Raw genomic sequence first — 24,786 nt, forward strand, 5'->3', positions numbered from 1 at the left:
TGGGCGGAACGGAACCCTCCGCAATGCCCCGGTCGTCTTCTTGGCGGGATGAACAAGACGATCAGGCGCGTATCGGTCTTCACGCTGCTGCTGGTGTTCGCTCTGCTGGTCAGGGCGACCTGGGTGCAGTTCTACGACGGCCAGGCACTCGCGGACGACAGCAAGAACCGGCGGAATGCGATCGAGACGTACTCGTCGCCGCTCGGGAACATCATCGTGGCCGGTGACGCGATCACCGGCTCGGCACGGACGAAGGGCAGCGACCTCGCGTACAAACGCACGTACACCGACGGCGAGCTGTACGCCGCGGTGACGGGCTACGCCTCGCAGAGCTACGCGCCCACGCAGTTGGAGGGCATCTACCAGGACCTGCTCAACGGCACGGACACCCGGCTGAAGACCCTGATGGACACGGTCACCGACAAGCGGGCCGATCCGGGCAACGTGGTCACGACGATCGAGCCGGACGTGCAGAAGGCGGCGTACGAAGCTCTCGGCGACAAGAAGGGCGCGGCCGTCGCGATCGACCCGAAGACCGGCAAGATCCTGGGAGTCGTGTCGACCCCCTCGTACGACCCGACGTCGCTGACCGACGCGGACACCGCCGGGACGGCCTGGAAGCAGCTCAACGCGGACTCCGACAAGCCGCTCACGAACCGCGCCCTGCGCCAGCCGCTGCCGCCGGGCTCTACCTTCAAGCTGGTCGTCGCGGCTGCCGCGCTGGAGGACGGGCTGTACTCGTCGGTCGACGAGAAGACGGACAGCCCCAACCCGTACCCCCTGCCGGGCACGACAAGGACCCTGGACAACGAGAACGCGTCCGCCCCCTGCGAGAACGCCACCATCCGCACCGCGCTGCAGTACTCCTGCAACAACGTCTTCGGCAAGATGGCCGTCGACCTCGGCCAGGACAAGCTGAAGTCCATGGCCGAGAAGTTCGGCTTCAACGACGAGACCCAGGACGTACCGGTGCGGGCCTATCCCAGCGTCTACCCGTCCGGGATGGACAAGGCGCAGACCGCACTGACGGGCATCGGCCAGTTCGACGTCACGGCCACGCCGTTGCAGATGGCCATGGTGTCCGCCGCCATAGCCAACGGCGGCGAGCTGGTCACCCCGCACATGGTCTCCGAGATCACCGACAGCGGCGGCGACGCCCTGGAGAACTACGACGACAACACCAACACCACCCGCATCGTCAGCTCCGACACCGCAGAACAATTGCAGTCCGCGATGGAAACGGTCGTCTCCAAGGGCACCGGCACCAACGCCCAGATATCGGGCGCCACGGTAGGCGGCAAGACCGGCACGGCCCAGCACGGCGAGAACAACAGCAAGACCCCGTACGCCTGGTTCACGTCCTACGCCAAGTCCGGGGACAAGGAGGTAGCAGTGGCGGTGATGGTCGAGCAGTCGGACGCGGCCCGCTCCGAAGTAAGCGGCAACGGCCTGGCGGCCCCCGTAGCCAAGGCGATGATGCAAGCGGCGGTTGAGTAACGCCCCGTCAGGGGCTACACCCCGAGAACCTGCTCAATGGGGTCAATAGCGAAGTACACCAGGAACAACGCCGCCGCACCCCACAGCAACCAGTGAACCTCCTTCGCCTTCCCGAGCACCGACTTGATCACCACATACGCCAGGAACCCCGCCCCGATGCCATTGGTGATCGAGTACGTGAAGGGCATCACGGCGATGGTGAGAAACGCCGGAATCGCGATCTCGTACTTGTCCCAGTCGATGTGCTTGACCTGGGTCATCATCAGGAACCCCACGGCGACCAGCGCGGGCGCCGCCGCCTGGAGCGGAACGATGGTCAGCAGCGGCGTGAGGAACAGGGCGAGCGCGAAGAGCCCACCGGTGACGAGGTTCGAGAAGCCCGTGCGCGACCCCTCCCCGACGCCCGCCGCCGACTCGATGTACGACGTCGCGGAGGACGAGGACGCCGCACCGCCGGCGACCGCGGCCGCACCGTCGATGAGGAGGACACGGCCGAGGTTCGGGACCTTGCCCTGCTCGTCGAGGAGGCCCGCCTCCGCGCTGATGCCGACGACCGTGCCCATGGTGTCGAAGAAGTCCGACAGGATCAGCGTGAAGATCAGCAGGATGACGGTGATGACACCCACGTCGGTCGCACTGAACGCGCCGAACAGGCTGAACTGGCCGATGAGTCCGAAGTCCGGGGTGTCGACGATCTTGTCGGGCCACTCCGGCGTGGTCAGCCCCCACGCCTTGACGTCGGCGATCGAGTTGATGATGAGCGCGACGATCGTCATGGCGACGATGCTGATCAGGATCGCGCCCTTCACCTTCCGGGCGAGCAGCGCGATGGTGAGCAGAACTCCGAGGCAGAAGACGAGGATCGGCCACCCGGTGAGCGAGCCGGTGCCGCCGAGCTGAACCGGCACGGTGGTGTTGGCTGCGTCGGGGATACGCGTGACGAAGCCGGCGTCGACGAAGCCGATGAACGCGATGAACAGGCCGATACCGACGCTGATCGCCTGCTTCAGTGCCTGCGGAATGGCGTGCATGACGGCCTCGCGCAGGCCGGTCAGCACCAACACGCAGATCAGCAGGCCTTCGAGGACGATGAGGCCCATCGCGTCGTCCCAGCTCATCAGCGGGGCGATCTGGAAGGCGACGACCGCGTTGAGACCGAGGCCGGCGGCGAGGGCGAGAGGCAGATTGCCGCCGATGCCCATGATGATCGTCATCACCGCGGCCACCAGGGCGGTGGCGGTGGTGAGTTGGACGGGGTCGAGCTGGTCGCCGAACTTGTCCTTCGCGCTGCCGAGGATGATCGGATTCAGGACAAGGATGTAGGCCATCGTGAAGAACGTGGCGAAGCCGCCGCGTATCTCACGGCCGAAGGTGGAGCCCCGTTCGGAGATCTTGAAGAACCGGTCGAGGCTGCTCACCCCGGAGGGCGCGGGACTTGGCCGGTCGGCCACCTTCTGCGAATCGGACATGGACGCGTACTCCTTGCTGCCTGATTGATCAGTGTGCGGATGCTGGCTGGATTGTTCCCCTGCCGAACCCGTTTCAGGTTTTCCCCGTGTTACGGAATCGGAGCTGCTCACCGTGCGACCTGCCACACGGTGTTCGAAGCCTCGTACGAATCAGGTGTTCGATCACTGCTAGGCTTCCGCATCTCGACCGGATGATCTCCGGACGATCACACGTCTTCCACATGCCACGCAGAGCCAGGAGAGGTCGCCCGTGGGCACAGTCGTCGACGACGCAGCCTCCGTGGAGTTCCATGCCTTCTTCGAGCGTCACTACGCCGAACTGTCCCGTCTCGCCCACCTGTTGACGGGTGAGTCGGACGCCGCCGACGATCTGGCGGCGGACGCGCTGCTGGCGCTGTGGCACCGCTGGGACCGGGTGCGCGCCGCCGATCATCCGGTGGCCTACGCCCGCGGAGTCGTCGCCAATCTCGCCCGTACCCGGATCCGCAGCGCGGTCCGCGAGCGGCGGCGGGTGGCCCTGTTCTGGTCGCAGCGCGAGGAGAAGACCGAGAACCCGGATGTCGCGGGCGTGGTCGATGTCCAGGAGGCGTTGCGTAGACTTCCGTTCCGCAAACGGGCCTGTGTGGTGCTGCGGCATGCTTTCGACCTCTCGGAGAAGGACACGGCGCTCGCCCTGGGGATCTCGGTGGGTACGGTGAAGAGCCAGACCTCGAAGGGAATGGCCGAGCTGCAAAGGCTGCTCGGCACGCCGGGTGCTCCGCCCAGGATGCACGCGGCGATGGCACGCACCAGTGACGCCGGAGGGAGGAACCGATGACCATGCGGCGGGACGTGCACGACGAACTGCGCGCCCGGCTGCACGAGGCGGCCGGACAGCACGAACCCGACCGCGCGCGCATCCTGGCCCGCGTCGAACGTGGCATGACCGAGCAGACCCGGCCCGACCACCGGGCCACCCGCCCGCCGGTCTTCGGCTGGGTGCGGGTCGTCAGCGCCACCGCGGCGGTCGCGAGCGTGCTGGCCGTCGGCGGGTACGCGGTCGCCTCCGCCGTGAAGGACGAACCCTCCCCGCAGCAGACGGTCGCCGTCTCGCCGACGCCCACCCCGTCGCCGGACGCGACGAGCCGCGCCCCCGTCCCGCCGGTGGACCCGACGCAGAGCGCGCCGCCGAAGTCCGGGGAACCGAGCAGCCCCGAGTCGCCGTCCCCGTCCGCGCCCGCCACCACCCTGGCGCCCGCGAACGGCGAGACGGACGGCCCGCTCTGGTCGGACGGCTCGGTCGACCCGCACAGCAACGACTTCTGGGCGCAGAGCAATGTGACCGTCCGGACGGACGAGCAACTCACCGCGCTGACCGTCCAGTTGAAGGTCAAGCAGACCGGCGGGGTGAGCTCCACCGGCGCCTGGCGCGCGCTGCCCGAGCAGGACTTCACCCTCACCGTTGGCGAGCAGGACGGCTTCCTCCTCTACACCTGGGTCCTCAAGGAGGGCCGTACGGTCCCGAAGGGCGAGTGGGTGTTCGCCGGGCAGTACAACCATGAGCGCGGCGGGCGCGACGCGGGGGACGACGGCTACGCGGCGACGGCCACCGCAGGGGACCAGCAGCTGTCCGTGGCGGGTGACTTCGCCCCGCACGAGGGCGACGAGTCGGCGTCCGAGGGCGACTCGTAAAAAAGTTCCGAGGCCGCGGCAACCTTTCCCGCACGCGTGGCGACCGGGAGACGTAAGGATCCCAGCACGAAGGGCCCGACCCCTTGAGCACGCACAAGAAGCACCCCACACGCAGACGCGTGCTCGGGGCCTCCGCGATCGGTGTCGCCGCCACCGGCGCCGCCGTCGCAGGCGGCACCGGCCTCCTGTCGTCCGCGTCCGCCGCGACGTTCGGCTACAAGGACGACGGCTCGAACTACGTGATCGACACGGGCGCCTCGCTGGTCTTCAAGGTCTCGAAGTCGACCGGCGACATCACGTCCCTGGTGCACAAGGGCAAGGAGTACGAGGGGTACGGCGGCAGGCACTCGCACGTCGAGTCCGGCCTCGGCGCGTCGACCGTCACGATCCGGCAGACCGGGTCGACGATCCTCGTGAAGGCCGTGCACGGCGCGATCACCCAGTGGTACGCGGCCCGCAGCGGCCAGAACAACGTCTACCTGTGGACCGACAAGGCGGACGCCTCCTTCACGGCGACCCGCTACATCGTCCGGCTCAAGCCCGGGATCTTCCCGAACGAGGGCTCGGACACCTGGATCGAGGCCTCGGACAAGGTCATCGAGGCGGGAGACGTCTGGAAGCGCGCGGACGGTTCGACCCACTCCAAGCACTACTCGGGCAAGCGGGTCATCGACTACGACTACGTCGGCTTCACCACCGGCTCCGTCGGCCTCTGGCTGGTCCGCTCCAACCACGAGAAGGCGTCCGGCGGCCCGTTCTACCGCTCACTGCTGCGCCACTCGAACGACCTCGGCGTCGGCCTCTACGAGATCCTGCACTACAACCAGTCGCAGACGGAGGCCCAGCGCTTCGGTCTCCAGGGCCCCTACGTCCTGTCCTTCACGGACGGCGGCACCCCCGCGTCCTCGCTGTTCCCCGCGAACCTCGACACCTCCTGGGCCGACGGCCTCGGCATCACCGGCTGGGTCGGCAAGGCGGGCCGCGGCAAGGTGGCGGGCGTCGGCCTGAAGGGCATGGACGCCAAGTACGCCTACACGGTGGGCTTCGCCAACAAGGACGCCCAGTACTGGACGAAGGCCGCGGCCGGCACCGGTGCCTTCTCCTGCAAGGGGATGCTGCCGGGGACGTACACGATGACCGTCTACAAGGGCGAACTCGCCGTCCACACCCGGGAAGTGAAGGTGACGGCGGGCGGCTCCACGGCGCTGAACACCCTCACCCTCACCGGCGACCCGTCCGCCGCGCAGACCGTCTGGCGGCTCGGCGACTGGGACGGCACGCCCGGCGAGTTCAAGAACGCCGAGCTGATGACGTACGCGCATCCGTCCGACGCCCGCGCGGCGAAGTGGACGGGCAACGTCACGATCGGCAGCGGCAGCGAGGCCGCGTCCTTCCCGGCGTACATGTGGAAGGACGTCAACGACGGCATCCTCGTCTACTTCAAGCTGACCAAGGAGCAGGCCGCCGCCGCGCACACCCTGCGCGTCGGCGTCACCACGGCCTACATCAACGGCCGGCCACGGGTGACCGTGAACGACTGGGTTTCGGCCATCCCCACCGCTCCCACTCAGCCATCTACGCGCTCTCTCACCACGGGTTCGTACCGGGGGAACAACCACACGTTCACGTTCAACGTCCCTAGTAGTGCGTGGAAGACGGACGTGAGTCAGTACAACGTCCTGAAGCTCAACATCGTCAGTGGTTCGACCGGCTCGGCCTACCTCGGCCCGGGCACGTCGTTCGACTGCATAGACCTGCTGATCTGAGCCCCCCTCGATCAGCAGCGCCGGCCTGAGCCCCCCTCGGCCGGCAAAGAAAGGCCCCGCCGGTGACGACCGGCGGGGCCTTTCGGTGTGCCCGGTCAGTTCATCGTCGACCCAATGGTCGTAGAACCCGTCGTCAGGAAGGCCGTCGCGGGCAGCGAGCCGTCCGCCTTACGCGCCCCGTACGCCGTAGCCGCATCCGTCGACTTGAAGCCCGGCGTGGGCACCCCCTTGTCCCAGTTGTTCGCGGCGCACACCGTGCCGGAACCCACCTTCGACAACCCGCCCTTGTTGCCCACCGCCAGATTCCGCGCCAGCCGCGCCTTGCTCGTGGCGAAGTAGAACCCGGCCTCGGCATTGGCGTACGCGGTGTTGCGGTGCAGCGCCATCGCGCCGGTGTTGGAGTTCTCGGTGAAGCCGTGCAGCGTGTTGCCCCAGGCCGCGTTGTTGTTGACGACATGCGCGACCACGGCGCCCCCGCCGCCCAGCTTGAACCCGTTGCCGTTGCCCTCAAACGCGGAGTCGCCCCACCGGTTCTTGCCGTTGCCGAAGGCCCACGCGTGGTCGATGGTGACCGGTGAGGAGAACTGCCACAGGTCGAGCCCGTCATCCGAGTTGTTGTAGAGCCGAGCGCCCGTGATCCTGTTGCCCGTACCGGAGCCGAACTTCACCGCGATCCCGTCGGCGTTCTGACCGTGCCCGGCCGGGTCGTAGTTGCCGTGACTGTCCAGGTTCTGCACGAGGTTGTTGCTCGTGCCGTCGCCGCGCAGCGTGAACCCGGAGTCGCCGTTGTTCGCGGTGACCAGGTTCTTGAAGACGCCGCCCACGGACGACGTGGCGACGAAGCCCTGGGCCGGGGAGTTCTGGAAGGTGAGGTTCTGCACGGTCCAGTGGTCGCCGTAGATCCCGGCCAGCCAGGAGCCGTCGGGCAGCTTGGAGCCGTCGATCTTCACCTTCTCGCTGCCGTACGCCTGAAGCGTGATGCGGTTCGAACCGGTGCCGTTGGCCGTGGACTTGAGGGTGGCCGTCGGGTAGTACGTGCCGGCGCGCACCTGGATGACGGTGCCCGCGGCGGCGCGGGCGACGGCCGACTCCAGCTGGGCGGTGGTGGAGACGGTGACGGTCGTCGCGGCTGCCTGGGCACCGCCGTTCGACAGTCCGAGGTAGACGCCGCCGGCGCCGGCGGAGACGGCCACCGCCGCCGCGATCGAGAGCGTGCGCGTCCTGCGGTGGCGTCCGGTGCTGAGCCGCACTGGGCGCTCCTTTCCTGGGGAATGGGGACGCGATGCAGTCGCCGCCACGACCGGAAGAGGTTGCCGTGTCCCTGGCGAAAGCGACCGAAACTTTCGCCGCCCTCCATCTCACGCCTACCGATTGACGTGCTGTTTCCCACTGGTAACACTCCGAAGGCGCCGCACCATCCAACAGAAACGCCCACACTCCTACAGGACTGCCCATGCGCCCCAGAGCCGTGCTCGTCGCCTGTCTCGCCCTCCTCCTCACCCTTGTCACCGCCCCAACCGGCACCGCGCAATCAGGAGCGCCGCCTGTGAGCAAGTCCAAGTACGCCGGCTATCTCTTCGCCTACTTCACCGGCGAGGGCACCGCCGACGGCGAGCAGATCCGCTACGCCCTCAGCCGCGGCAACGACCCGCTGCGCTGGCGCGAGCTGAACGCGGGCAAGCCGGTCCTCACCTCCACCATCGGCGAGAAAGGCCTGCGCGACCCGTTCGTGATCCGCTCCCCCAAGGGCGACAAGTTCTACATGATCGCGACCGACCTGAAGATGTACCGGAACTCCAGCGGCAGTTGGGACCACGTCCAGCGGCACGGCAGCAAGTCCATCATGGTCTGGGAGTCCACCGACCTGGTCAACTGGACCGACCAGCGCCTGGTGAAGGTGTCCCCGGACAGCGCGGGCAACACCTGGGCGCCGGAGGCCTACTGGGACGACACGCTGGACGCGTACGTCGTCTTCTGGGCTTCCAAGCTGTACGCCGACGACGACCCCGACCACACCGGCTCGACGTACAACAAGATGCTGTACGCGACGACCAAGGACTTCCGCACCTTCAGCGAGCCCAAGGTCTGGGACGACCCCGGCTACTCGGTCATCGACTCGACCGTCGTGAAGCACAAGGACACCTACTACCGCTACACCAAGGACGAGCGTGACCCCACCTCCTCCAGCCCCTGCTCGAAGTTCATCACCGCCGAGAAGTCGACGTCGCTGACGGACACCTCGTACGACTTCGTCTCGGACTGCATCGGCAGCGGCTCGATCGACCGCGGTGAGGGCCCGACGGTGTTCAAGTCCAACACCGAGGAGAAGTGGTACCTGTTCATCGACGAGTACGGCGGCCGGGGCTACGTCCCCTTCGAGACCACCGACCTCGACTCGGGCAAGTGGACGATGTCCACGAACTACCAGCTCCCCGCAAGTCCCCGCCACGGCACGGTGATTCCGGTGACGCAGGCCGAGTACGACCGGCTGCTGGCGGCCTACCCGGTCACCCCGACGTCGGTCGTGGACGCGACGGCGAAGGGCCAGAAGGGGTACGCGATCGTCACCGAGGCGACGAGCAAGGTCGTGCTGCCGATGCAACCCGCTGCGGATCTACGGCACTTGGCGCCCCGGTTCGCCGTCGGTGCGGGCGCGAAGGTGACCCCGCCCAGCGGCACGCGCCGCGACTTCCGCAAACCGCAGACGTACAAGGTGACGGCGGCTGACGGAACGACCAGAACCTGGACGGTCGAGGCGGTGCCGACCCGCAGCCCGGTCCTGCCGGGGCTGTACGCCGACCCCGACATCCGCTACATGGACGGCCGTTACTGGATCTACCCGACCACGGACGGCTTCCCCGGCTGGAGCGGTACACAGTTCAAGGCGTTCTCGTCGAAGGACCTGGTCCACTGGAAGGACCACGGCGTGATCCTCGACCTGGGGCCTGATGTCTCCTGGGCCGACAAGAACGCGTGGGCTCCCGCGATCGCCGAGAAGGACGGCAAGTACTACTTCTACTTCTGCGCCGAGCAGCAGATAGGCGTGGCCGTCGCGGACTCCCCCGCAGGCCCCTTCAAGGACGCCCTCGGCAAGCCCCTCGTCGCCAAGGGCGGCTCCCTCAGCGGCCAGATGATCGACCCGTCCGTCTTCACGGACGACGACGGGACGTCGTATCTCTACTGGGGCAACGGGCGTGGCTACGTCGTTCCGCTCAACGACGACATGACCTCGTACGACCCGTCGAAGGTGCGGGACATCACCCCGGACAACTTCCGTGAGGGCTCCTTCGTCGTCAAGCGCAAGGGCACCTACTACTTCATGTGGTCCGAGGACGACACCCGCAGCGAGAACTACCACGTCGCCTACGCGACGGGACCGTCCCCGCTCGGCCCGTGGACCAAGCAGGGCACGATCCTCTCCAAGCGCCCGGAGTACGGCATCAAGGGCACGGGCCACCACTCGGTGGTCAACACCCCCGGCACCGACGACTGGTACATGGTCTACCACCGGTTCGCGCTCAACGGCCCCGGCACGGCGGGCGGCGACGGCACCCACCGCGAGACCACCATCGACCGCATGGAGTTCGCGGCCGACGGCACGATCAAGCCGGTGGTGCCGACGCTGGAGTCGATCAGGCCGGTACGGCGCTAAGCGCTCCGCTGGAAGTGCCGCGCTATGCCGTCGGTCGACTGCGGCACCGTCGTGGCTGGTCGCGCAGTTCCCCGCGCCCCTTCGGGGCGCTGCCGAACCGCAGCGGACTTCGCCGGGCCCGCTTAGCTCACTCGCAGGACGGTGTCGAGCCAGGCGAACACCTCGTCCTGCATGCGGTCGTTGAAGACATGGCTGAGGTCGGGCCATGTCTTCAGCCGCAACCGCTCCTCGGCGTGGCGCGAGCGCCAGACGGCGGTCAGCTTGTCGTGGGCCACCCGTACGCCGTCGGCGGGGAAGAGGGGGTCCAAGGCGCCGCTGATGAAGAGCATCGGCCTGGGTGCGGCGATGCCCGCCACGTCGGGGAAGTCGAGGAACCGGGGAAGCCCGGGGTGGAGCATGTAGTACGACGACTGCCCGCGCAGCGTGTTGTTGCCGGGCACCATCATTTCCTTCAGGCCGGTCATCCAGCAGACGGCCGCGGTGGCCGCGATGGAGTCGGTCAGCGCGGCGGTCTGCCAGGCGCGATAGGCGCCCATGGAGAAGCCGAGAGTGGCGACACCGCGCACGCGGTGCAGGCCGGCCAGGAAGTCGGCCGCGCGGGCGTCCTCACGGGCCATGAGTCCGGCGAGCGAGGAGCCGAGGTGGTAGAAGGTGCTGGCCAGGGCCTGCTGCTGGTCATAGGCGAGGGGCCCTCGGTCGCCCCAGCCGGGCGCGTCCAGGCAGAGGACGACATACCCGCGCCGGGCGAGCTCGTCGCCGATGAACCTGCCGCTGAAGTGCCGGTCCGCCCAGGCCCGCGCTGAAGCGAGCCGAGTGTCGTCGTACCAGGGCCGGACCAGCTTCTCCTTCCCGATGTCGAACCTGGCTCCGTGGTCGTGCAGCAGCAGTACGGCGGGGAAGGGCCCGGGGCCGTGCGGGGTGAGCAGGACACCGCGGACGCGTTCGTAGCGGGTGAGGGAGAGGGTGACCAACTCCCGTGTGCAGACGTCGTCTTGTACGGCGTCCGTGACCTCGGGCGCGTACGGAACCCCGTCCTGCCGCCCGACGACGAGCAGTTCCTCGACCTTGGCCCGCGCCGCCCGCCGCCACTCCTCGAAGTCCCGGATCGGCGAGGTGCCCCAGGCGAGCGGGAAACGCAGGTCGTCCTTGAGGGTGGAGTGGAATTCAGGCAGCGGGGTGCCAGTCACGGAGGTATGCCTTCCGGGTGTGCAATTCGGCTTCCTCAGCGCTGAGTTGGGGACGGTTCTCCGGGACGCTGATCACGGCGCCGGGCCCGGTGTTGCCGTACTCGTGGAACCGCATGCTCTGCCACGGGTACGTCTCGCGCATGTTCGTATACGGCGCCACCGCGTCGATGCCGCGCCCGATCCACGTGTCCCGCACGACCAGCGAGGGCCGGGCGGTGGTGTCGGAACTCGGCACCCAGGGGCGGGCCAGCTTGTACGCCCCGTCCTCCGCGCCGCTGGTGATACGGCACTTCAGGGCCAGGTAGCCGTACGGGTTGGCACCGGCCGTGGAGGGCGCGAACACCATGCCCTTGGGCGTGAAGTCGACGTCCCGGGCCAGCGTGTGGAAGCGGCAGTGCTCGTACACGGCGGTGGCCCGCCCGAAGACGAAGTCGACGTCACCCTCGGCGTAGCAGTGCGCGAAGTACTGCCGGGCGAAGGTGCCGAGCGCCATCGAGTCGGCGTACAGCGTGTCCTGGTGCCCGAGGAACCGGCACCGCCAGAACGCCGAGCGGTCGCCCTGCACCTTGATGGCGACGGCCTGGGTGCCGGTGATCTCGGGGTGGTCGGCGCGGAGCCAGTCGTTGGCGAAGGTGATGTCCCGCGCGGTGAACCCGTCGGCCTGCACGGTGGTGGTGGCGGACCCGCTGGTGCCGTACGTGCCACCGCCGGGCTTGGGGGTGCCGGCGGCGTTGTCGTACACGATCACGACGTCGCGGGGGTTCTCCGAGGCGCCGATCCAGGTCGCTTCCGTCCGGGTGGCGTCGACGGCGACCGTCTCCCGGTAGGTGCCGGGTGCGAGGACGAGCGTCCAGCCGCTGCCACTCGCCGCGGTCACGGCGGCCTGGACGGAGGTGACATCGCCCCGGCCGTGCGGGTCGACGTACAGGGTCTGCGGGGTGAGGCGGGCGGCCGGTGAACCGTATCGGCCGAACGTTCGCGGTCTGCTGCCTGCCCGCGCGGGGGCGGAGGCGAGACCGAGGGCGGCGCCCGCCGCGGCGGACGCCATGAGGAATCCTCGGCGGGACAACGGGAACTGCGAGGGCATACCGGTGCTCCTTCGCGGTGCGGCTCGTGTGGGTGGGGGGCGGGCCGGAGGGGTGCGGCCCCCCAGCCCGTCCGCTCGCTCGCTCGGGGTCAGCGCAGGCGGCCGGCGCCCGCGCGGTGGGCGACGATCCCCGGGACCGCCTTGGGGTGGTCGACCTTCGTCCGCAGACTCGGCTTCCAGCCGGCGCCGGACTGGAGGGTCTCCTCCGGGATCTCGGCGTTGTGGACGGCGATGAGGTCGGTCCGCTTCCCGTTGACGTAGTTGTTCTCGGCGGTGAGCGGTGACTCGTTCCACTTCTTCAGCGCCTTGCCGACGCTCGCGCCGGGCGGCAGGGAGATGGCGTTGTCGGTGGCGTGGAGCTGCGAGGAGATGCCGACGCCGAAGATGTAGTAGTCGTCCTGCTGTTCCTCGTTCACCACGTAGTGGTTGTTGTAGACGTCGACCTGTCCGAACCGCACCCGCGGGGAACGCTGGAGGATCCCGTCGAAGCGGTTGTGGTGCATGGTGACCTTGAGCTTGCCGGCGTCGATGGCGGCGAGGCCGTCGCCGTTGCCGATCAGCATGTTCTTGTCGTGGTTCTCATAGCGGTTCCAGGACACGGTCACGTAGTTGGAGCCGCGCACGATGTCGGTCAGGCCGTCGTGCTGCTGGAAGACCTTGCCGAAGTAGACGGGCCGCTCGCTGTCGGGGAAGCGCCCGTCGGTGAACGTGTTGTGGTCGAGCCACACGTGATCCGTGCCGTAGACGACCACGGTGTCGTACTCGGAGTTCCAGTTGCCGGTGTTGTTGTCGTCGGTCGGGTCCCACTTGGGGAAGCAGTCGAGCGGGGCCTCGATGGTGAGGTTGCGCAGGATGACGTTCGAGACGCCGAAGATCTGGAGGCTGCCGCCGAGGATGCCGGAGTTCTTTCCGACGCCGACGATGGTGGTGTTGCTGGGGATGAAGGCCTTGATCTCCGCGTTCTGGTTGGCGGCGGACGCGACCCGCGCGTCCTCCTGCGGTCCCATGGCGACCTTGTCGTTGCCGTAGACGGCCGGGTCGTAGTCCTCGAGGTACTGCTGAAGGTCGTAGCCGTCGGTGACGAAGGCCTCGCAGCCCTGCGATACGGCGTCGATCACGCCCTTGACCTTGATGATCTTCGGCGCGTCACCCCCGTCCCGCAGCGCGGCCTTGAACTCGGCCCACGTGGTGACGGTGTAGACGTGCTCGGCGTCGGCGGCCGAACCACCGGTCGTCCCCGCCCCCTCCGATCCCCAGCCGTCCCCCGCGCCGAGGACCTGACGGCCCAGGTCACGGGGTCCGGCCTGGGCACCGGTGCCGGTGAGACCGAGGACGAGCGCGGTGCAGCCGATCAGCACAGCTGCCTTGGTGATGGCATGCCCATGCCACCTCTGTGCGTTCATTGTGCGGCTCTCTTTTCTGTGGTCGGGGTGGTTACGCGGCGGCCTGCGGCCAGGTGATCCAGGACTCCGGGATCTCCTGGTCGAGCCGGCGCACGTCCTGCGGGCCGAGCACCCGCGTACGCACCAGCTCACGCGCCACAAGCCTCGCCACGGCGATCGCACCCGGCGGATTGAAGTGCGTGTTGTCCTGCTCGGTCTCGGTCCAGTTGAAGTACTTCTTCGTCTCCTCGACCCCGAGTTCCTGCCACAACGCGAGCGACAGCGCCTGAAGGTCGAGCAACGCCACCCGCTCCTCCTGGGCCAGCGCCCGCATCGCCGCCGGATAGTCGCCATGACTCGGCACAGCGTTGCCGCCCACATCGAACCGACGCCGCTCGACGGCCGTCGCCAGCACGGGCCGCGCCCCACGCGCCCGAGCCCCGTCGACGTACAACCGCAGATGGTCCTGATACGTCGACCAGGGCTCCGTGTACCGAGTCGGATCGTCGGCCTTCTCGTCGTTGTGCGCGAACTGGATCAGGAGGAAGTCGCCGGCACGAATCTGTCCGAGAACGACATCGAGCCGCCCTTCGTCGACGAAGCTTTTCGAACTACGGCCGTTCACCGCGTGATTGGAAACGGGCCGGCCCTTGTGGAGGAAGAAGGGGAGCACCATTCCCCACCCGGTTTCCGGAGCAGCGGCGGCGTATTTCTGGGCGGCGGTGGAATCACCGGCGATGAAGAGGGTGCGGGGGCGGCGCCCGGATGCGTGAGCGGTACCGGTGACCGCCATCGGAACGACGCCAAGGACAGCAGCAACCTGTCTACGACTGAGAGACACGACAGTGGTGGCCTTTCAGTAAGGGGGAGCTTGCCTACCTAGGGGCGCGGGGAACTGCGCGACCAGCCACAACGGACCCGCAGCCCCCCACAACCGAAACCCACCAATCTCTCAGCCGTTCTGTTCCTTCCACTCGGCCTGAGCCTCATTCAGCTGGTCGGCGAGCGTGTCCAGAAACTCCTTCGCGCTCATGTCCCCGAGCAGCACCTTCTGGAAGTTCGGCTCGTTGTCCGCCTTGGAAATCGTGTTCCAGTCCGGCAGGTAGTACGGCAGCTGCACAATCGTCGTCGACCCGTCACTCAACGCCTGCGCAGCCAGTTTCGTAGGCTCGGCCTCAGAGATCCACGCGTCCTTGGCCGCCTCCGTGTTCGCCGGCACCTGCCCCGCGGACTTGTTGAACTTCGAGTTCTCCTCGGGCGACGTGGCGAACTCGATGAACTTCCACGCCGCGTCCTTGTTCTTGGAGCTCTTGAACAACCCCAGCCCGTCAACGGGGTTGGACACCTGGACCCGCTTACCGGAGGAGCCGATCGGCTGCGGAATACCCCGGAACTTGTCGACCCCGAGCGCCTTCACATGATCCTGGTACGACCCCAGGTTGTGGTTCAGCATCCCGATCGTGCCGGAGTCCCACTGCGCGACCATCTTCGTGAAGTCGTTGTTGAGGTCGGCGGCCGGAGTGACCTTCTTGTACAGAGCCGCGTACTTCTCCAACGCGGCAATGTTCTTGGGGTCGTTGACGGTCGTCTTCTCGCCGCTCGCGTCCCAGAAGGACGTGATTCCGGACTGCCCGTACATCGCGTCCAGCGCCTGGGCGATGGACCCGGCGCCACCACGAATGGTGTAACCGAACTCGTTCTTCCCGGAGTTGGTGAGCTTCTCGGCGGCCTTGTAGAAGGCCTCCCAGGTGAGCGGCTCCTCCAGCCCGGCCGCCTTGAACAGATCGGTGCGGTAGTACAGGACACCGTTGTTCGCGGAGGTCGGAATCGAGTACAGCGTGTCGTCCCCGCCGCCGGCGGCCTTCAGCGACTCGACCATGTCCTCGTTGAGCTTGCCGTTCAGCGAGGACTTGGCGAGCCGGTCGTCCAGCGGCTCCAGCGCGTTCTGCGCGGAGAACCCGGCGAGCATGGCCGCGCCGACACCGCCGACGTCGGGCAGGCCGTCGGCCTGGATGGCGGTGTCGACCTTGGACTGGTACTCGGTGGAGGCGATACCGACGTACTCGACGTCGATGTCCGGGTTGGCCTTCTCGAAGTCGGCGATGATCTCTTTCCAGATGTCGGTGCGGACACCGCCGTTGTTGTCCCAGAAGACGACCTTGCCCTTGCCGCTGCCTTCCGCGCCCGTGTCACCGCCCGTCCCGCTGCCGTCGTCACCGCAGGCGGTGGCGGTCAGCGCGAGTACTGACCCCAGGGCGACCGCGATGGCCGCGCGCCTGCTTCTGCGAATACTGATCTTCATGGTCGGCTCTCTTCTTCTGGATCCAGCGGAGTGATGAAGTTGTGGGGGTCAGTGACGGGCATACGGCGCCCAGCCGTCCGTGCCCTTGAGGTAGTCGGCGACGGTGTGCGAGCCCGCCTCCGCGTCACCCATCTGCGGCCGGTCCGCGCTCACGGCGGCCCCCGGCCCGAAGTTCCGGTGCTCCGCGAACCGCGCGTCCCTCCACGAGAACCCGCTCATGTCGGTCCACGGCGAGGACTTGATCGCGGCGGGCAACTCGGTGTCGCGGAACAGCACCTGCGCCACCGCGTCCGGCTCACCGCCCGGATGCCAGGGCCGCCCCAGATGGAACGTCCCGGCGGGCGCGTCGCTCACGACCTTCGACCGCACCACGAGAAACCCGTACGGATTGCCCTTCCAGGTCGAAGCGGCGGTGATGTACCCGTTGTTGCTGTCCGAACCCCGGCTCAGCGCCCGGATCACGGACCGTTCCACCACGGTGGTCGCCCGCCCGTAGATGAAGTCGACATCGCCCTCGATGTACGAGTCGCGCACATAGACCCGGCTGATCACGTCCAGCTTCGGACTGTCCGTCATCAGCGTGTCCTGGTTCCCCAGGAAGGCCGTGTCCTCGAAGACGATCCGGTCGCCGGTCGTCTTCATCGCGAGCGCCTGCTCACCGTTCAGCTCATGCGCGGCCTCGTCGAAGTCGTTGCTGAAGGTGAGGTTGCGGGCGATGACGTCGTGCGCGGCGATCCGTACCGTGGCGCTGCCCGTGGAACCCCCGTACGCGGCCGGGGTGTCGTGGACGATGACGGTGTCCGAGCGATCGTGTCCGGTCCCCTGCAGCACGATGTGCGGCTTGCTCGCGGGGATGACCACCTTCTCGCGGTACGTTCCCGGCGCGACCGAGATCGTCACCGCACTGGCGTTGCCGTCCGGCACGGCGTCCACCGCGGCCTGCACGTTCGGGTAGCCGGCCGGAACCTGGAGCACCACCCCGATCCGCTCCTGCGGACCCGAGAACCGCTTCACGATCGCGGGCACAGCGGCAGCCGGGTCGAGCCGGTAGTCGTAGAACTCCCGCGGATCGAAGGCCGCACCCCACGCGTCGTGCCGCCCGCTGGTGTTCTTCAGGATCGACCCGCGCTGCACCAACTCGGCGGTGGCATCGGCCTGGTAGGGGTGCTGGACGTCCTGGTAGTAGGAGTTCTCGATGACCATCCTGGTCCTGCCGCGTGACCAGTTCCCGTACGTCCACACGGGGTCGCCGGGATCCACCTGTGCCGTCAGGTAGTTGTTGTAGAGGTGCGCGTACGCGGCGTTGTCGATGGATGGGTTGCGCTGCTTGGTGTGGGCGAACCAGTTGTGGTCGATGGTGATCTGGGTCTTGACGTTGGTGGTCCAGCCGAGCCCGAACGTCTTGTTGTTGTTCTCGAACCGGTTGTAGGAGATGGTCACGTATTCGCTGTCCTTGCGGACGTCGAGTTGCCCGTCGCAGATGTTCGAGAAGCGGTTGTGGTCGACCCAGACGTGGTGGACGGTGTCCATCTGGATGCCGTCGAAGTCGGTGTCCTTGCAGTCCCAGTTGCCCTCGATCGCCGAGTCACGGATCGTCATGTTGCGGATGATCACGTTGTGCGTGCCGGGGCTGAGATGGAACTCGCCCTGCACCAGCTCAGCGCTCGCGCCGACCCCGACGATCGTCTTGTCCGAGGCGACCTCGACGCTCGCGCCGAACGGCTGAGCCGTGATCGTGCCCTGGACCCGGATGATGTACGGCTCCTCGGCGCCCGCGTACTTCATCAGCGAGGCCTGGTCGGTGACGGTGACGACCTTGCCGCCCGCGCCGCCGGTGGTACCGCCGGCGAGCGAGGCGAACCCGTGCGGCCGGTCGCTCCAGCGGGACTCGGAGGCCGGGGCGGCCTTCGCTTCCCCGACGGCTCCGAGGCACAGTGCGGCGACCAGGCTCACCACCGCGGCCAGGACGAGGCCGTACCCCGGTCTCGAAGAGTGGGGCAAGCGCTTGCTATGGAAGTGCGTCATTGCGGCTCCCGACAGGCGTAACAGGCTTACGGGTGACGTGAGTTACAGGGGGGTGATCCGGAAGTGCGTGAAGACCGCGGCGCCGGCGTGTCCCCCGCCGACGGGCGCGAGCGCGAACAGTCCGAGCAGGGCGCCGACCCAGCGCCAGGGCGTGGCGGCGAAGACGGGACCAGAGGACGTCCAGCCGTCGCCGATGTCGTACGAGAAGCGGCAGCGTGCCCCGGAGCCGATCTCGATCCGCAGCCGGGCCCGTCCCTCGGGCGCGAGCCGCGGATGGGAGGCGTCCCGCTCCCGCTCGGCGACGGCCTCGGCGAACCGGTGCACGAGGTGGACCGTCCCGTCGGTCCCCCGCTGCAACCCGATCCAGCTGAAGGCGTCTCCGAGCACCGCGAGCCCTGCCCTGGAGCCCGGCTCCTCGCTGTGGAGCTGCAGCCCGACCTCCACCGTGCAGGGCGTCCCGGGCAGCCGCTGGGTGAGGACGCTCGGCAGTTTGCGCAGGTCGTGCGTGTCGGCCGAGCGGACGCAAGTGAGGCGAAGGCCGTCGCCGGAGTGCTGGGTGGCCCAGCCGTCCTGCGGGTTGGCCGTCCACTGCCACTGGCGGCCGTGGCGTCCTCCGGGGAAGTCGTCGTCGGTGGCGGGCGCGGCGGCCGGCTGCGGTGGCAGGTCCGGGCGCTTGTGTACGGCGACGGGGGCGCCGTCGTCGCCGAGCACCGGCCAGCCGTCCGTGCCCCAGCGCATCGGCTGGAGGTGGACGACCCGGCCGTACGCACCGCGCTGCTGGAAGTGCACGAACCAGTCCTCACCGGACGGGGTGCGCACCCAGCCGCCCTGGTGCGGCCCGTTGACGTCGGTGTCCTTCTGCTCGAGGACGATCCTCTCCTCGTACGGCCCGAAGAACCCGCGCGCGCGGAAGGCCCCCTGCCAGCCGGTCTCGACTCCCCCGGCGGGGGCGAGGATCCAGAACCAGCCGTCGTGCCGGTAGAGCTTGGGGCCTTCGAGGGTGAACCAGCCGGGGATGCGGTCCCCGTCGACGATCACCTTGCCCTCGTCGAGAAGTGACGTGCCGTCAGGTTGCATACGGTGGCCGGTGAGGCGGTTCTTGATGCCGGAGCGGGACTTGGCCCAGGCGTGGATCAGGTAGGCCTCGCCGGTCTCTTCGTCCCAGAGGGGGCAGGGGTCGATCAGGCCCTTGCCCGCCTTGACGAGGTGGGGGCGGGTCCAGGGGCCGCGGATCTCGGGGGCGTTGATCTGGAAGATGCCCTGGTCGGGGTCGCCCCAGAAGATCCAGAAGCGGTCGTCGTGGTGGCGTAAGGCGGGTGCCCAGACTCCGCAGTCGTGGCGCGGGAACTTGAACTCGGCAGCGGGCTCCAGGCGCCCGAGTGCGTGGCCGACCAGGGTCCAGTTGACCAGGTCGCGGGAGTGGAGCAGAGGCAGGCCGGGGGCGCGGCCGAAGCTGGAGGCCGTGAGGTAGAAGTCGTCGCCGACGCGGATCACGTCCGGGTCGGACCAGTCGGCGTCGAGGATCGGGTTGCGGTAGGTGTCGGTCGTCATGGGCTGACCGCCTTGCGGACCAGGGACGCCGCTTCGAGCCGGCTGACGCGGCCGTCGGCGACGACGGTGACGATCCGGCGGACGGCGGTCTCACCGGGCGGGATCGGCAGCCGCTCCTCGGCGGCCAGGGAGGAGCCGACGCCGGGGTACTCCGTGGCGCGCACGAACCACCGGTCCCGGCGGGTCTCTTCGGTGGCCCCGGCGAAGATCAGGGTCCAGGTGGAGCCCGCGAGAGCCACCCAGGCGGCGCGGGCGCCGTGGATCTCCTGCTCGCCCTCGCGGTCGAGGGTGAACACGTCCGGCGCCGTGGACTCCTTGCGCGCCCGCCAGAAGAAGCCGCCGTAGGCGGCGCCGGGGCGGCCGTTGGTGGCCGGGCTGCCGATCGACAGCGGGGCGGAGGTGACGTTGGTGAGGGAGAAGGTGAGGTCCAACGCCCAGGCGGCGTCGGTGAGTTCGGTGGCCGCCACCGTACGGCGCTCGCGCAGCAGCTCGGCTCCCGCGGCAACCCAGCGCAGCTCCTCCACGAAGCCGTCGGGGTCGCGGAGCTGGAACGCGGTGTGCCGCTGGGCTCCGTGGTTGTCCAGCTCGGTGGGGCCCCGGTCGCGGACGTAGGTGCGTCCGCCCCAGAAGTTGTGCCCCTCGACGTCGGGAACGGCGACACCGACGCCGAGGTGGTGGGTGTGGTCGGCGGGGCTCAGCTCGGTGACCGCCGTGCCGGCCAGGGTGGTGACGGGGTGCAGATAGGGGCGTGGGGAGAGCCGGGGGGCCAGCTCGGGCCGCGTCACATAGCGGGCGACCGGGCGGCCCGCGACGCGCAGGACCGGGGAGTCGGTGGTCGTCATCAGGTGCTCACCTCTTTCGGGCGCGCTTGCGGGAGCGCCCAGGGGGCGCCCAGCTCGGAGTAGAGGGAGAGGGTGTCGGCGGCGGCGGCGACGAGTCCGTCGACGCCGGGGACCACCCGGCGGCCCTCTTCGGGGACGAAGTCCCAGGCCTCCTCCGGCAGCGGGGCGGGGTCGGGGGCCAGTCGAATCGCTTCAACGACCTTCATGAAGGCGCCCGTCGAGTCCGGCGTGACCAGCAGCTCGGCGCCGCTGGTGACGTGGTCGACGAGGTTCTCCAGCAGGTCCGTACGGCCGTAGTCGGTCTCCTCCGGGCCGTGATCGGCGCGCTGGAGCAGCACGCGGTCCTGCTTGTACCAGAAGGTGATCCTGCCGCGGCTGCCGTGCACGAGGACGTACGGCTCGTCGGGATCCTCGGCGCACAGGGTCGCGGCGACGGTGACCGAGCGGCCCGCCGCGGTGGTGACGCGGACGCAGGAGGTGTCGTCGGACTCGATGTCGTTGGCGCGCAGCAGCTCGGTCTCGATGTCGGTGACGTCCTCGGCGCGGGTCGTGCCGTTCAGCGCGAGGGCGGTGGCGACGGCGTGCGCGAGCGGGTTGGTCAGCACGCCGTCGATCACCTCGACGCCGTTCAGCCGCCGCTTGCCCGCCCACGGCGCACGCCGGTAGTACGCCTCGGCGCGTGCCCAGGCCCCCGCCCCGCCGATGCCGACCAGCTCACCGATCGCCCCCTCGGCGATCAGCTCACGGATCACCGGCACCGCGTGCGAGCCCAGCGACTGGAACCCGATCTGGCAGGCGACCCCCGCCCGGGCGACCCCGTCGGCCATCCGGCGGAACTCGGCGTACGACGGCGCGGGCGGCTTCTCCAGCAGCAGATGTACGCCCCGCTCGGCGGCGGTCAGCGCGAGGTCGGTGTGGGTCGGGATCGGCGTGCAGATCACGGCGATCCGCGCGCCGGTGGAGTCGAGGAGGGCGCCGAAGTCGGACGACTGGGCGGGCAGTTCCCCGCCTCCGAGTTCCGCCTCGGTCAACGGCGTCAGTTCGCAGATGCCGGCCAGGCGTACCAGCCCCTTGTCCTGCAGCCGACGGATGTTCTCGACGTGCCAGCGGCCGTGACCGCGCGCGCCCGCCAGGACGATGTCTACGCTCATGGGATCCTCCCTGCGCCCGCGCCGCGTGCCACCTCTCGGTCGGCCCGCTCGGCGCTGTCGATCTTTGCGTGCAGGGTAGGTGTCCAGCCGACGTCGGCCGTGAGATCGCGCTCGCTGCCGGAGTTGTAGGCGTTGTGGATCGCCAGCAGGTCGACCGGGTAGCCGTTGAAGAGGGTGCCGGTCTGGTGCAGGGCGGTGCCGTTCCAGCTCTTCACCAGGTCGGCGGCCTCGATGTGGCCGGGGGTGTGGATGGCGTTGTTCTCGGCGTAGAGGGCGGACTCGGTGGAGACGCCGAGCGAGTACCGGTGGCCGTCTTCCACGGCGTACCGGTTGTTGTAGAGGTGCACCTGTCCGAAGCGGACGCGCGGGGCGCGCTGTACGACGGACTCGAACTCGTTGTGGTGCAGGGTCACCCGGAGCTTGCCGCGATCACCCGTCGCCGTGTCGCCGTTGCCGATCAGCATCGCCTTGTCGTGGTCGGCGAACCGGCTCCAGGAGACGGTGATCAGGTCGGAGCCGTTGGTGATGTCCAGCAGGCCGTCGTGGCGGAGGTAGTTGCGGGCGAAGTAGGTGGGTTCCTTCGCGTCGGGGTGGCCCTTGTCGCTGGCGGTGATGTGGTCGATCCAGACGTGGGTGGCGCCGGTCAGCCACAGGGTGTCGTACGCCGTCTTCCAGTCGCCGAGGCCGCCGGTGTTGGGCTGCCAGACGGGGAAGCAGTCGTAGGCGTCGCGGAGTTCGAGGTTGCGGATGATGACGTTGTTCGCGTTCTTGACCTGGAGGCTCGCGCCTGTGAGTACCGCTGAGGAGCCGAGGCCGACGATCGTGGTGTTGGAGCCGACGTTCAGGACGACCCGTTCGGCCTGCTGGGCGGCGGACGCCTGGCGGGCCTCCTCCTGCGGGCCGCTCGGCTTCGCCGCACCCCAGGTGCGGGGGTCGTAGGCGGCCAGGTACTTCGACAGGCTGTAGCCGTCGGTGGCGTAGTCGGCGCAGTCCAGGTGGTCGCCGTTGTCGTCGGTGTTGGCGTCGATCGTCCCGGCGATCCGGATGATCTTCGGGGCGTCGCTGCCGCCGTCGAGGGCGCGGACCAGTTCGGCGCGGTCGGTGACGGTGAAGACGTGGGCGTCGTCGGCGGCCGATCCTCCGGTGGTGCCCGTGCCGTACGCCGCCCAGCCGTCGTCGGCGGGCAGGGTGTCGCGGCTGATGTCGCGGTCCTCGGCGTGGGCGGGGACGCTGAGCGCGGCCAACAGGGCCAGCGGCACGATGAGTTGATGCTTTCTCATCCCTTCACCGCCCCCGCGCTGAAGCCGGTGATCAGCCACTTCTGGATGAAGGCGAAGACGATCACCACGGGTACGGCGGCGATGATGCCGCCCGCGGCGAGCGCGCCCAGGTCGACGCTGTCCGCGCTCATCAGGGTGTTGAGGCCGACGGGGATGGTCTGCTTGTCCTGGTTGTTGAGGAACATCAGGGCGAACAGGAAGTGGTTCCAGGAGTGCACGAAGGCGAAGGAGCCGACGGCGATCAGACCGGGCCGCAGCAGCGGCAGGACGACGATCCGGAAGGCGGTCATCCTGTTGCAGCCGTCGACCCAGGCGGCCTCCTCCAGGGAGTACGGCACGTTCTTGATGAAGTTGCTGATCAGGATCATCGACAGCGGCAGCTGGAAGACCGTCTCCGCGAGGATGACGCTGCCCAGCGAGTTGATCATCTGCAGTTCGGCGAAGATCTCGAACAGCGGCACCAGGAGCAGCGCGCCCGGCACGAACTGGGAGCACAGCAGGCCGAGCATGAAGGCCCGCTTGACCTTGAAGTCGAACCGGGCGAGGGCGTAGCCGCCGGCCAGCGCGACGACCGTCGTCATCACCAGGGTCGCGACGCCGACGAGGACGCTGTTCTGGAAGTAGGTGCCGAAGGCCCGGTCCGTCCACACCTTCTCGAAGTGGTCGAAGGTCATCGGCCAGGGCACCAGCGAGGTGGAGCCGGCCGGGCGGAGCGCGAAGAGCAGGATCCAGTAGAAGGGGATCAGGGTGAAGACCAGGTAGATCCCCAGCGGGGTGTAGATCTGCCAGCGCGGGGCCTCGTCCCAGGCGCGGCGCTTCTTCGCCGGACGCGGCGGCTCGGGGACCGGGCGTCGGGCGGCCGGGGCGACCGCGGTGGCCTCCTTGATGGTGCTCACTTGGCCTCACCTCCGAACTTGCTCAGCCGCAGATAGACCATCGAGCAGAAGAGCAGGATCACGAACGCGACGGTGGTCAGGGCCGACGCGTAGCCGAAGTTGTGGGCGTCGACGCTGGTGTTGGCGATGTAGAGCGGGAGTGTCGTCGTCTCGCCCGCCGGTCCGCCGCCGGTGAGCGTGTAGAGCAGGTCGACGTTGTTGAACTCCCACACCGCGCGCAGCAGCGTGGACAGGATGATCGCGTCCTTCAGATGGGGCAGCGTGATGTGCCAGAACTGCTTCAGCCGGCTCGCCCCGTCGACCTCGGCCGCCTCGTACAGGTCCTTCGAGACGGACTGGAGGTCGGCGAGGATGAGGATCGCGAAGAAGGGCACGCCGCGCCAGAGATCGGCGACGATCGCCGCCGGGAAGACGGTGGAGGTGTCCGACAGCCAGCTGGTGCCGTAGGTACCGATGCCCATGTCGGCGAGGTAACGGGTGATACCCGTCTGGGAGTTGTAGAGCAGCACCCAGATCGCGGAGGTCAGCACACCGGAGACGGCCCACGGCGAGAACACCAGCGCGCGGCCCAGCCCCCGTCCGACGAACGTCTGGTTGACGATCAGCGCCAGCGCCAGACCGAACAGCAGCTGCAGCCCGACCTCGACGACGACCCACTTCGCGCTGAAGATCAGCGTGTCCCAGAAGACCGGGTCCTCGGTGAAGGCGTGGACGAAGTTGTCGAAGCCCGCGTAGCCGTTCCGCCAGGGCTTGGTGGGGTTGTAGTTCTGCAGGCTGTAGTAGAAGACGCTGAGCACCGGGTAGGCGATGAAGCCGAGCATCAGCACGGCTGCCGGGGCGATCAGCAGATACGGCAGTCTGCGGGGGGTGGCAGAGGCACGGCGCCGCCGCCTCGGTGGCGCGGGCGGTTTCGCCACGGCTGCGGCTTGGGCCATGACTGTTCTCCGTTCTCGTGCGTTTGCTCGTGCGTTACTCGGTGCGTTTACTCGTGCGGGTGAAGCGCTTGCCGATCAACGTTCGGGATCTCG

19 protein-coding genes are annotated in these 24,786 nt (G+C 68.4%); 5 read left to right on the top strand and 14 right to left on the bottom strand.

Annotation, left to right across the window (positions count from 1 at the left end; all coding sequences use genetic code 11):
* The first annotated feature begins 48 nt into the window (after window positions 1-48).
* Window positions 49-1,497, top strand: a complete 1,449-nt coding sequence (locus AB0I98_RS33605) for a penicillin-binding transpeptidase domain-containing protein (protein ID WP_362948522.1) — start codon at window positions 49-51, stop codon at window positions 1,495-1,497.
* Window positions 1,498-1,511: 14 nt separating this feature from the next.
* Here AB0I98_RS33605 and AB0I98_RS33610 read toward each other — a convergent pair whose 3' ends face one another.
* Window positions 1,512-2,966: an NCS2 family permease gene (locus tag AB0I98_RS33610; protein WP_362948524.1), complete on the bottom strand. Its 1,455-nt coding sequence runs from the start codon at window positions 2,964-2,966 to the stop codon at window positions 1,512-1,514.
* Between the two features lie 250 nt (window positions 2,967-3,216).
* Between AB0I98_RS33610 and AB0I98_RS33615 the strand changes: the two genes are divergently transcribed.
* The 3 genes from AB0I98_RS33615 (at window position 3,217) to AB0I98_RS33625 (ending at window position 6,403) form a co-directional block, all read left to right on the top strand.
* The gene (locus tag AB0I98_RS33615; RefSeq protein ID WP_362948525.1) at window positions 3,217-3,783 is read left to right on the top strand and encodes a SigE family RNA polymerase sigma factor; all 567 of its coding nucleotides are present in this window, start codon (window positions 3,217-3,219) and stop codon (window positions 3,781-3,783) included.
* Window positions 3,780-4,637 (top strand): hypothetical protein, encoded by an 858-nt coding sequence (locus tag AB0I98_RS33620; RefSeq protein WP_362948527.1) that lies wholly within the window; start codon window positions 3,780-3,782, stop codon window positions 4,635-4,637. The genes AB0I98_RS33615 and AB0I98_RS33620 overlap by 4 nt, the downstream gene beginning before the upstream one ends.
* Window positions 4,638-4,720: 83 nt before the next feature.
* Window positions 4,721-6,403 (top strand): rhamnogalacturonan lyase B N-terminal domain-containing protein, encoded by a 1,683-nt coding sequence (locus AB0I98_RS33625; protein ID WP_362948528.1) that lies wholly within the window; start codon window positions 4,721-4,723, stop codon window positions 6,401-6,403.
* A gap of 95 nt (window positions 6,404-6,498) precedes the next feature.
* Here AB0I98_RS33625 and AB0I98_RS33630 read toward each other — a convergent pair whose 3' ends face one another.
* Window positions 6,499-7,653 (bottom strand): right-handed parallel beta-helix repeat-containing protein, encoded by a 1,155-nt coding sequence (locus tag AB0I98_RS33630; RefSeq protein WP_362948529.1) that lies wholly within the window; start codon window positions 7,651-7,653, stop codon window positions 6,499-6,501.
* A 203-nt stretch (window positions 7,654-7,856) separates the two neighbouring features.
* On the opposite strand from AB0I98_RS33630, the gene AB0I98_RS33635 reads away from it, so the two are divergent.
* Window positions 7,857-10,055 carry a family 43 glycosylhydrolase gene (locus tag AB0I98_RS33635; RefSeq protein ID WP_362948530.1) on the top strand — a complete coding sequence of 733 codons (2,199 nt, stop codon included), beginning with the start codon at window positions 7,857-7,859 and terminating at the stop codon, window positions 10,053-10,055.
* 122 nt (window positions 10,056-10,177) lie between these two features.
* Here the strand turns inward: AB0I98_RS33635 and AB0I98_RS33640 are convergent, their stop codons facing one another.
* The 12 genes from AB0I98_RS33640 to AB0I98_RS33695 all read right to left on the bottom strand — a co-directional run bounded on the left by AB0I98_RS33640 (window position 10,178) and on the right by AB0I98_RS33695 (window position 24,693).
* The gene (locus tag AB0I98_RS33640) at window positions 10,178-11,242 is read right to left on the bottom strand and encodes an alpha/beta hydrolase family protein (RefSeq protein WP_362948532.1); all 1,065 of its coding nucleotides are present in this window, start codon (window positions 11,240-11,242) and stop codon (window positions 10,178-10,180) included.
* Window positions 11,220-12,329, bottom strand: a complete 1,110-nt coding sequence (locus tag AB0I98_RS33645; protein ID WP_362948533.1) for a pectinesterase family protein — start codon at window positions 12,327-12,329, stop codon at window positions 11,220-11,222. The genes AB0I98_RS33640 and AB0I98_RS33645 overlap by 23 nt, the downstream gene beginning before the upstream one ends.
* Before the next feature lie 89 nt (window positions 12,330-12,418).
* Window positions 12,419-13,732: a pectate lyase gene (locus tag AB0I98_RS33650; RefSeq protein ID WP_362948535.1), complete on the bottom strand. Its 1,314-nt coding sequence runs from the start codon at window positions 13,730-13,732 to the stop codon at window positions 12,419-12,421.
* Window positions 13,733-13,763: 31 nt separating this feature from the next.
* Complete coding sequence (locus AB0I98_RS33655) at window positions 13,764-14,552, bottom strand: rhamnogalacturonan acetylesterase (RefSeq protein ID WP_362948536.1); 789 nt, start codon at window positions 14,550-14,552, stop codon at window positions 13,764-13,766.
* 111 nt (window positions 14,553-14,663) lie between these two features.
* Window positions 14,664-16,013, bottom strand: coding sequence for a sugar ABC transporter substrate-binding protein (locus AB0I98_RS33660; protein ID WP_362948537.1), 1,350 nt, complete (start codon window positions 16,011-16,013; stop codon window positions 14,664-14,666).
* Window positions 16,014-16,061: 48 nt separating this feature from the next.
* Complete coding sequence (locus AB0I98_RS33665; RefSeq protein ID WP_362948539.1) at window positions 16,062-18,038, bottom strand: pectinesterase family protein; 1,977 nt, start codon at window positions 18,036-18,038, stop codon at window positions 16,062-16,064.
* Window positions 18,039-18,080: 42 nt separating this feature from the next.
* Window positions 18,081-19,589 carry a family 43 glycosylhydrolase gene (locus AB0I98_RS33670; RefSeq protein ID WP_362948541.1) on the bottom strand — a complete coding sequence of 503 codons (1,509 nt, stop codon included), beginning with the start codon at window positions 19,587-19,589 and terminating at the stop codon, window positions 18,081-18,083.
* A complete protein-coding gene (locus AB0I98_RS33675; RefSeq protein WP_362948542.1) occupies window positions 19,586-20,431 on the bottom strand; it encodes a PmoA family protein in 846 nt (281 codons plus the stop codon). The genes AB0I98_RS33670 and AB0I98_RS33675 overlap by 4 nt, the downstream gene beginning before the upstream one ends.
* The gene (locus AB0I98_RS33680) at window positions 20,431-21,582 is read right to left on the bottom strand and encodes a Gfo/Idh/MocA family oxidoreductase (protein ID WP_362948543.1); all 1,152 of its coding nucleotides are present in this window, start codon (window positions 21,580-21,582) and stop codon (window positions 20,431-20,433) included. The genes AB0I98_RS33675 and AB0I98_RS33680 overlap by 1 nt, the downstream gene beginning before the upstream one ends.
* A complete protein-coding gene (locus AB0I98_RS33685) occupies window positions 21,579-22,862 on the bottom strand; it encodes a pectate lyase (protein WP_362948545.1) in 1,284 nt (427 codons plus the stop codon). The genes AB0I98_RS33680 and AB0I98_RS33685 overlap by 4 nt, the downstream gene beginning before the upstream one ends.
* Complete coding sequence (locus AB0I98_RS33690) at window positions 22,859-23,749, bottom strand: carbohydrate ABC transporter permease (RefSeq protein ID WP_362948576.1); 891 nt, start codon at window positions 23,747-23,749, stop codon at window positions 22,859-22,861. Before AB0I98_RS33690 ends, AB0I98_RS33685 begins: the two co-directional genes overlap by 4 nt.
* 5 nt (window positions 23,750-23,754) lie before the next feature.
* Complete coding sequence (locus tag AB0I98_RS33695; RefSeq protein ID WP_362948546.1) at window positions 23,755-24,693, bottom strand: sugar ABC transporter permease; 939 nt, start codon at window positions 24,691-24,693, stop codon at window positions 23,755-23,757.
* Window positions 24,694-24,786 lie beyond the last annotated feature (93 nt).

The organism is Streptomyces sp. NPDC050211, assembly GCF_040656035.1.
Lineage (GTDB): Bacteria > Actinomycetota > Actinomycetes > Streptomycetales > Streptomycetaceae > Streptomyces.

Coding starts and splice junctions, on each gene's coding strand:
- AB0I98_RS33605 (WP_362948522.1), top strand. CDS start 49: ATGAACAAGACGATCAGGCGCGTATCGGTCTTCACGCTGCTGCTGGTG.
- AB0I98_RS33610 (WP_362948524.1), bottom strand. CDS start 2,966: ATGTCCGATTCGCAGAAGGTGGCCGACCGGCCAAGTCCCGCGCCCTCC.
- AB0I98_RS33620 (WP_362948527.1), top strand. CDS start 3,780: ATGACCATGCGGCGGGACGTGCACGACGAACTGCGCGCCCGGCTGCAC.
- AB0I98_RS33635 (WP_362948530.1), top strand. CDS start 7,857: ATGCGCCCCAGAGCCGTGCTCGTCGCCTGTCTCGCCCTCCTCCTCACC.
- AB0I98_RS33645 (WP_362948533.1), bottom strand. CDS start 12,329: ATGCCCTCGCAGTTCCCGTTGTCCCGCCGAGGATTCCTCATGGCGTCC.
- AB0I98_RS33650 (WP_362948535.1), bottom strand. CDS start 13,732: ATGAACGCACAGAGGTGGCATGGGCATGCCATCACCAAGGCAGCTGTG.
- AB0I98_RS33660 (WP_362948537.1), bottom strand. CDS start 16,013: ATGAAGATCAGTATTCGCAGAAGCAGGCGCGCGGCCATCGCGGTCGCC.
- AB0I98_RS33665 (WP_362948539.1), bottom strand. CDS start 18,038: ATGACGCACTTCCATAGCAAGCGCTTGCCCCACTCTTCGAGACCGGGG.
- AB0I98_RS33670 (WP_362948541.1), bottom strand. CDS start 19,589: ATGACGACCGACACCTACCGCAACCCGATCCTCGACGCCGACTGGTCC.
- AB0I98_RS33675 (WP_362948542.1), bottom strand. CDS start 20,431: ATGACGACCACCGACTCCCCGGTCCTGCGCGTCGCGGGCCGCCCGGTC.
- AB0I98_RS33680 (WP_362948543.1), bottom strand. CDS start 21,582: ATGAGCGTAGACATCGTCCTGGCGGGCGCGCGCGGTCACGGCCGCTGG.
- AB0I98_RS33685 (WP_362948545.1), bottom strand. CDS start 22,862: ATGAGAAAGCATCAACTCATCGTGCCGCTGGCCCTGTTGGCCGCGCTC.
- AB0I98_RS33695 (WP_362948546.1), bottom strand. CDS start 24,693: ATGGCCCAAGCCGCAGCCGTGGCGAAACCGCCCGCGCCACCGAGGCGG.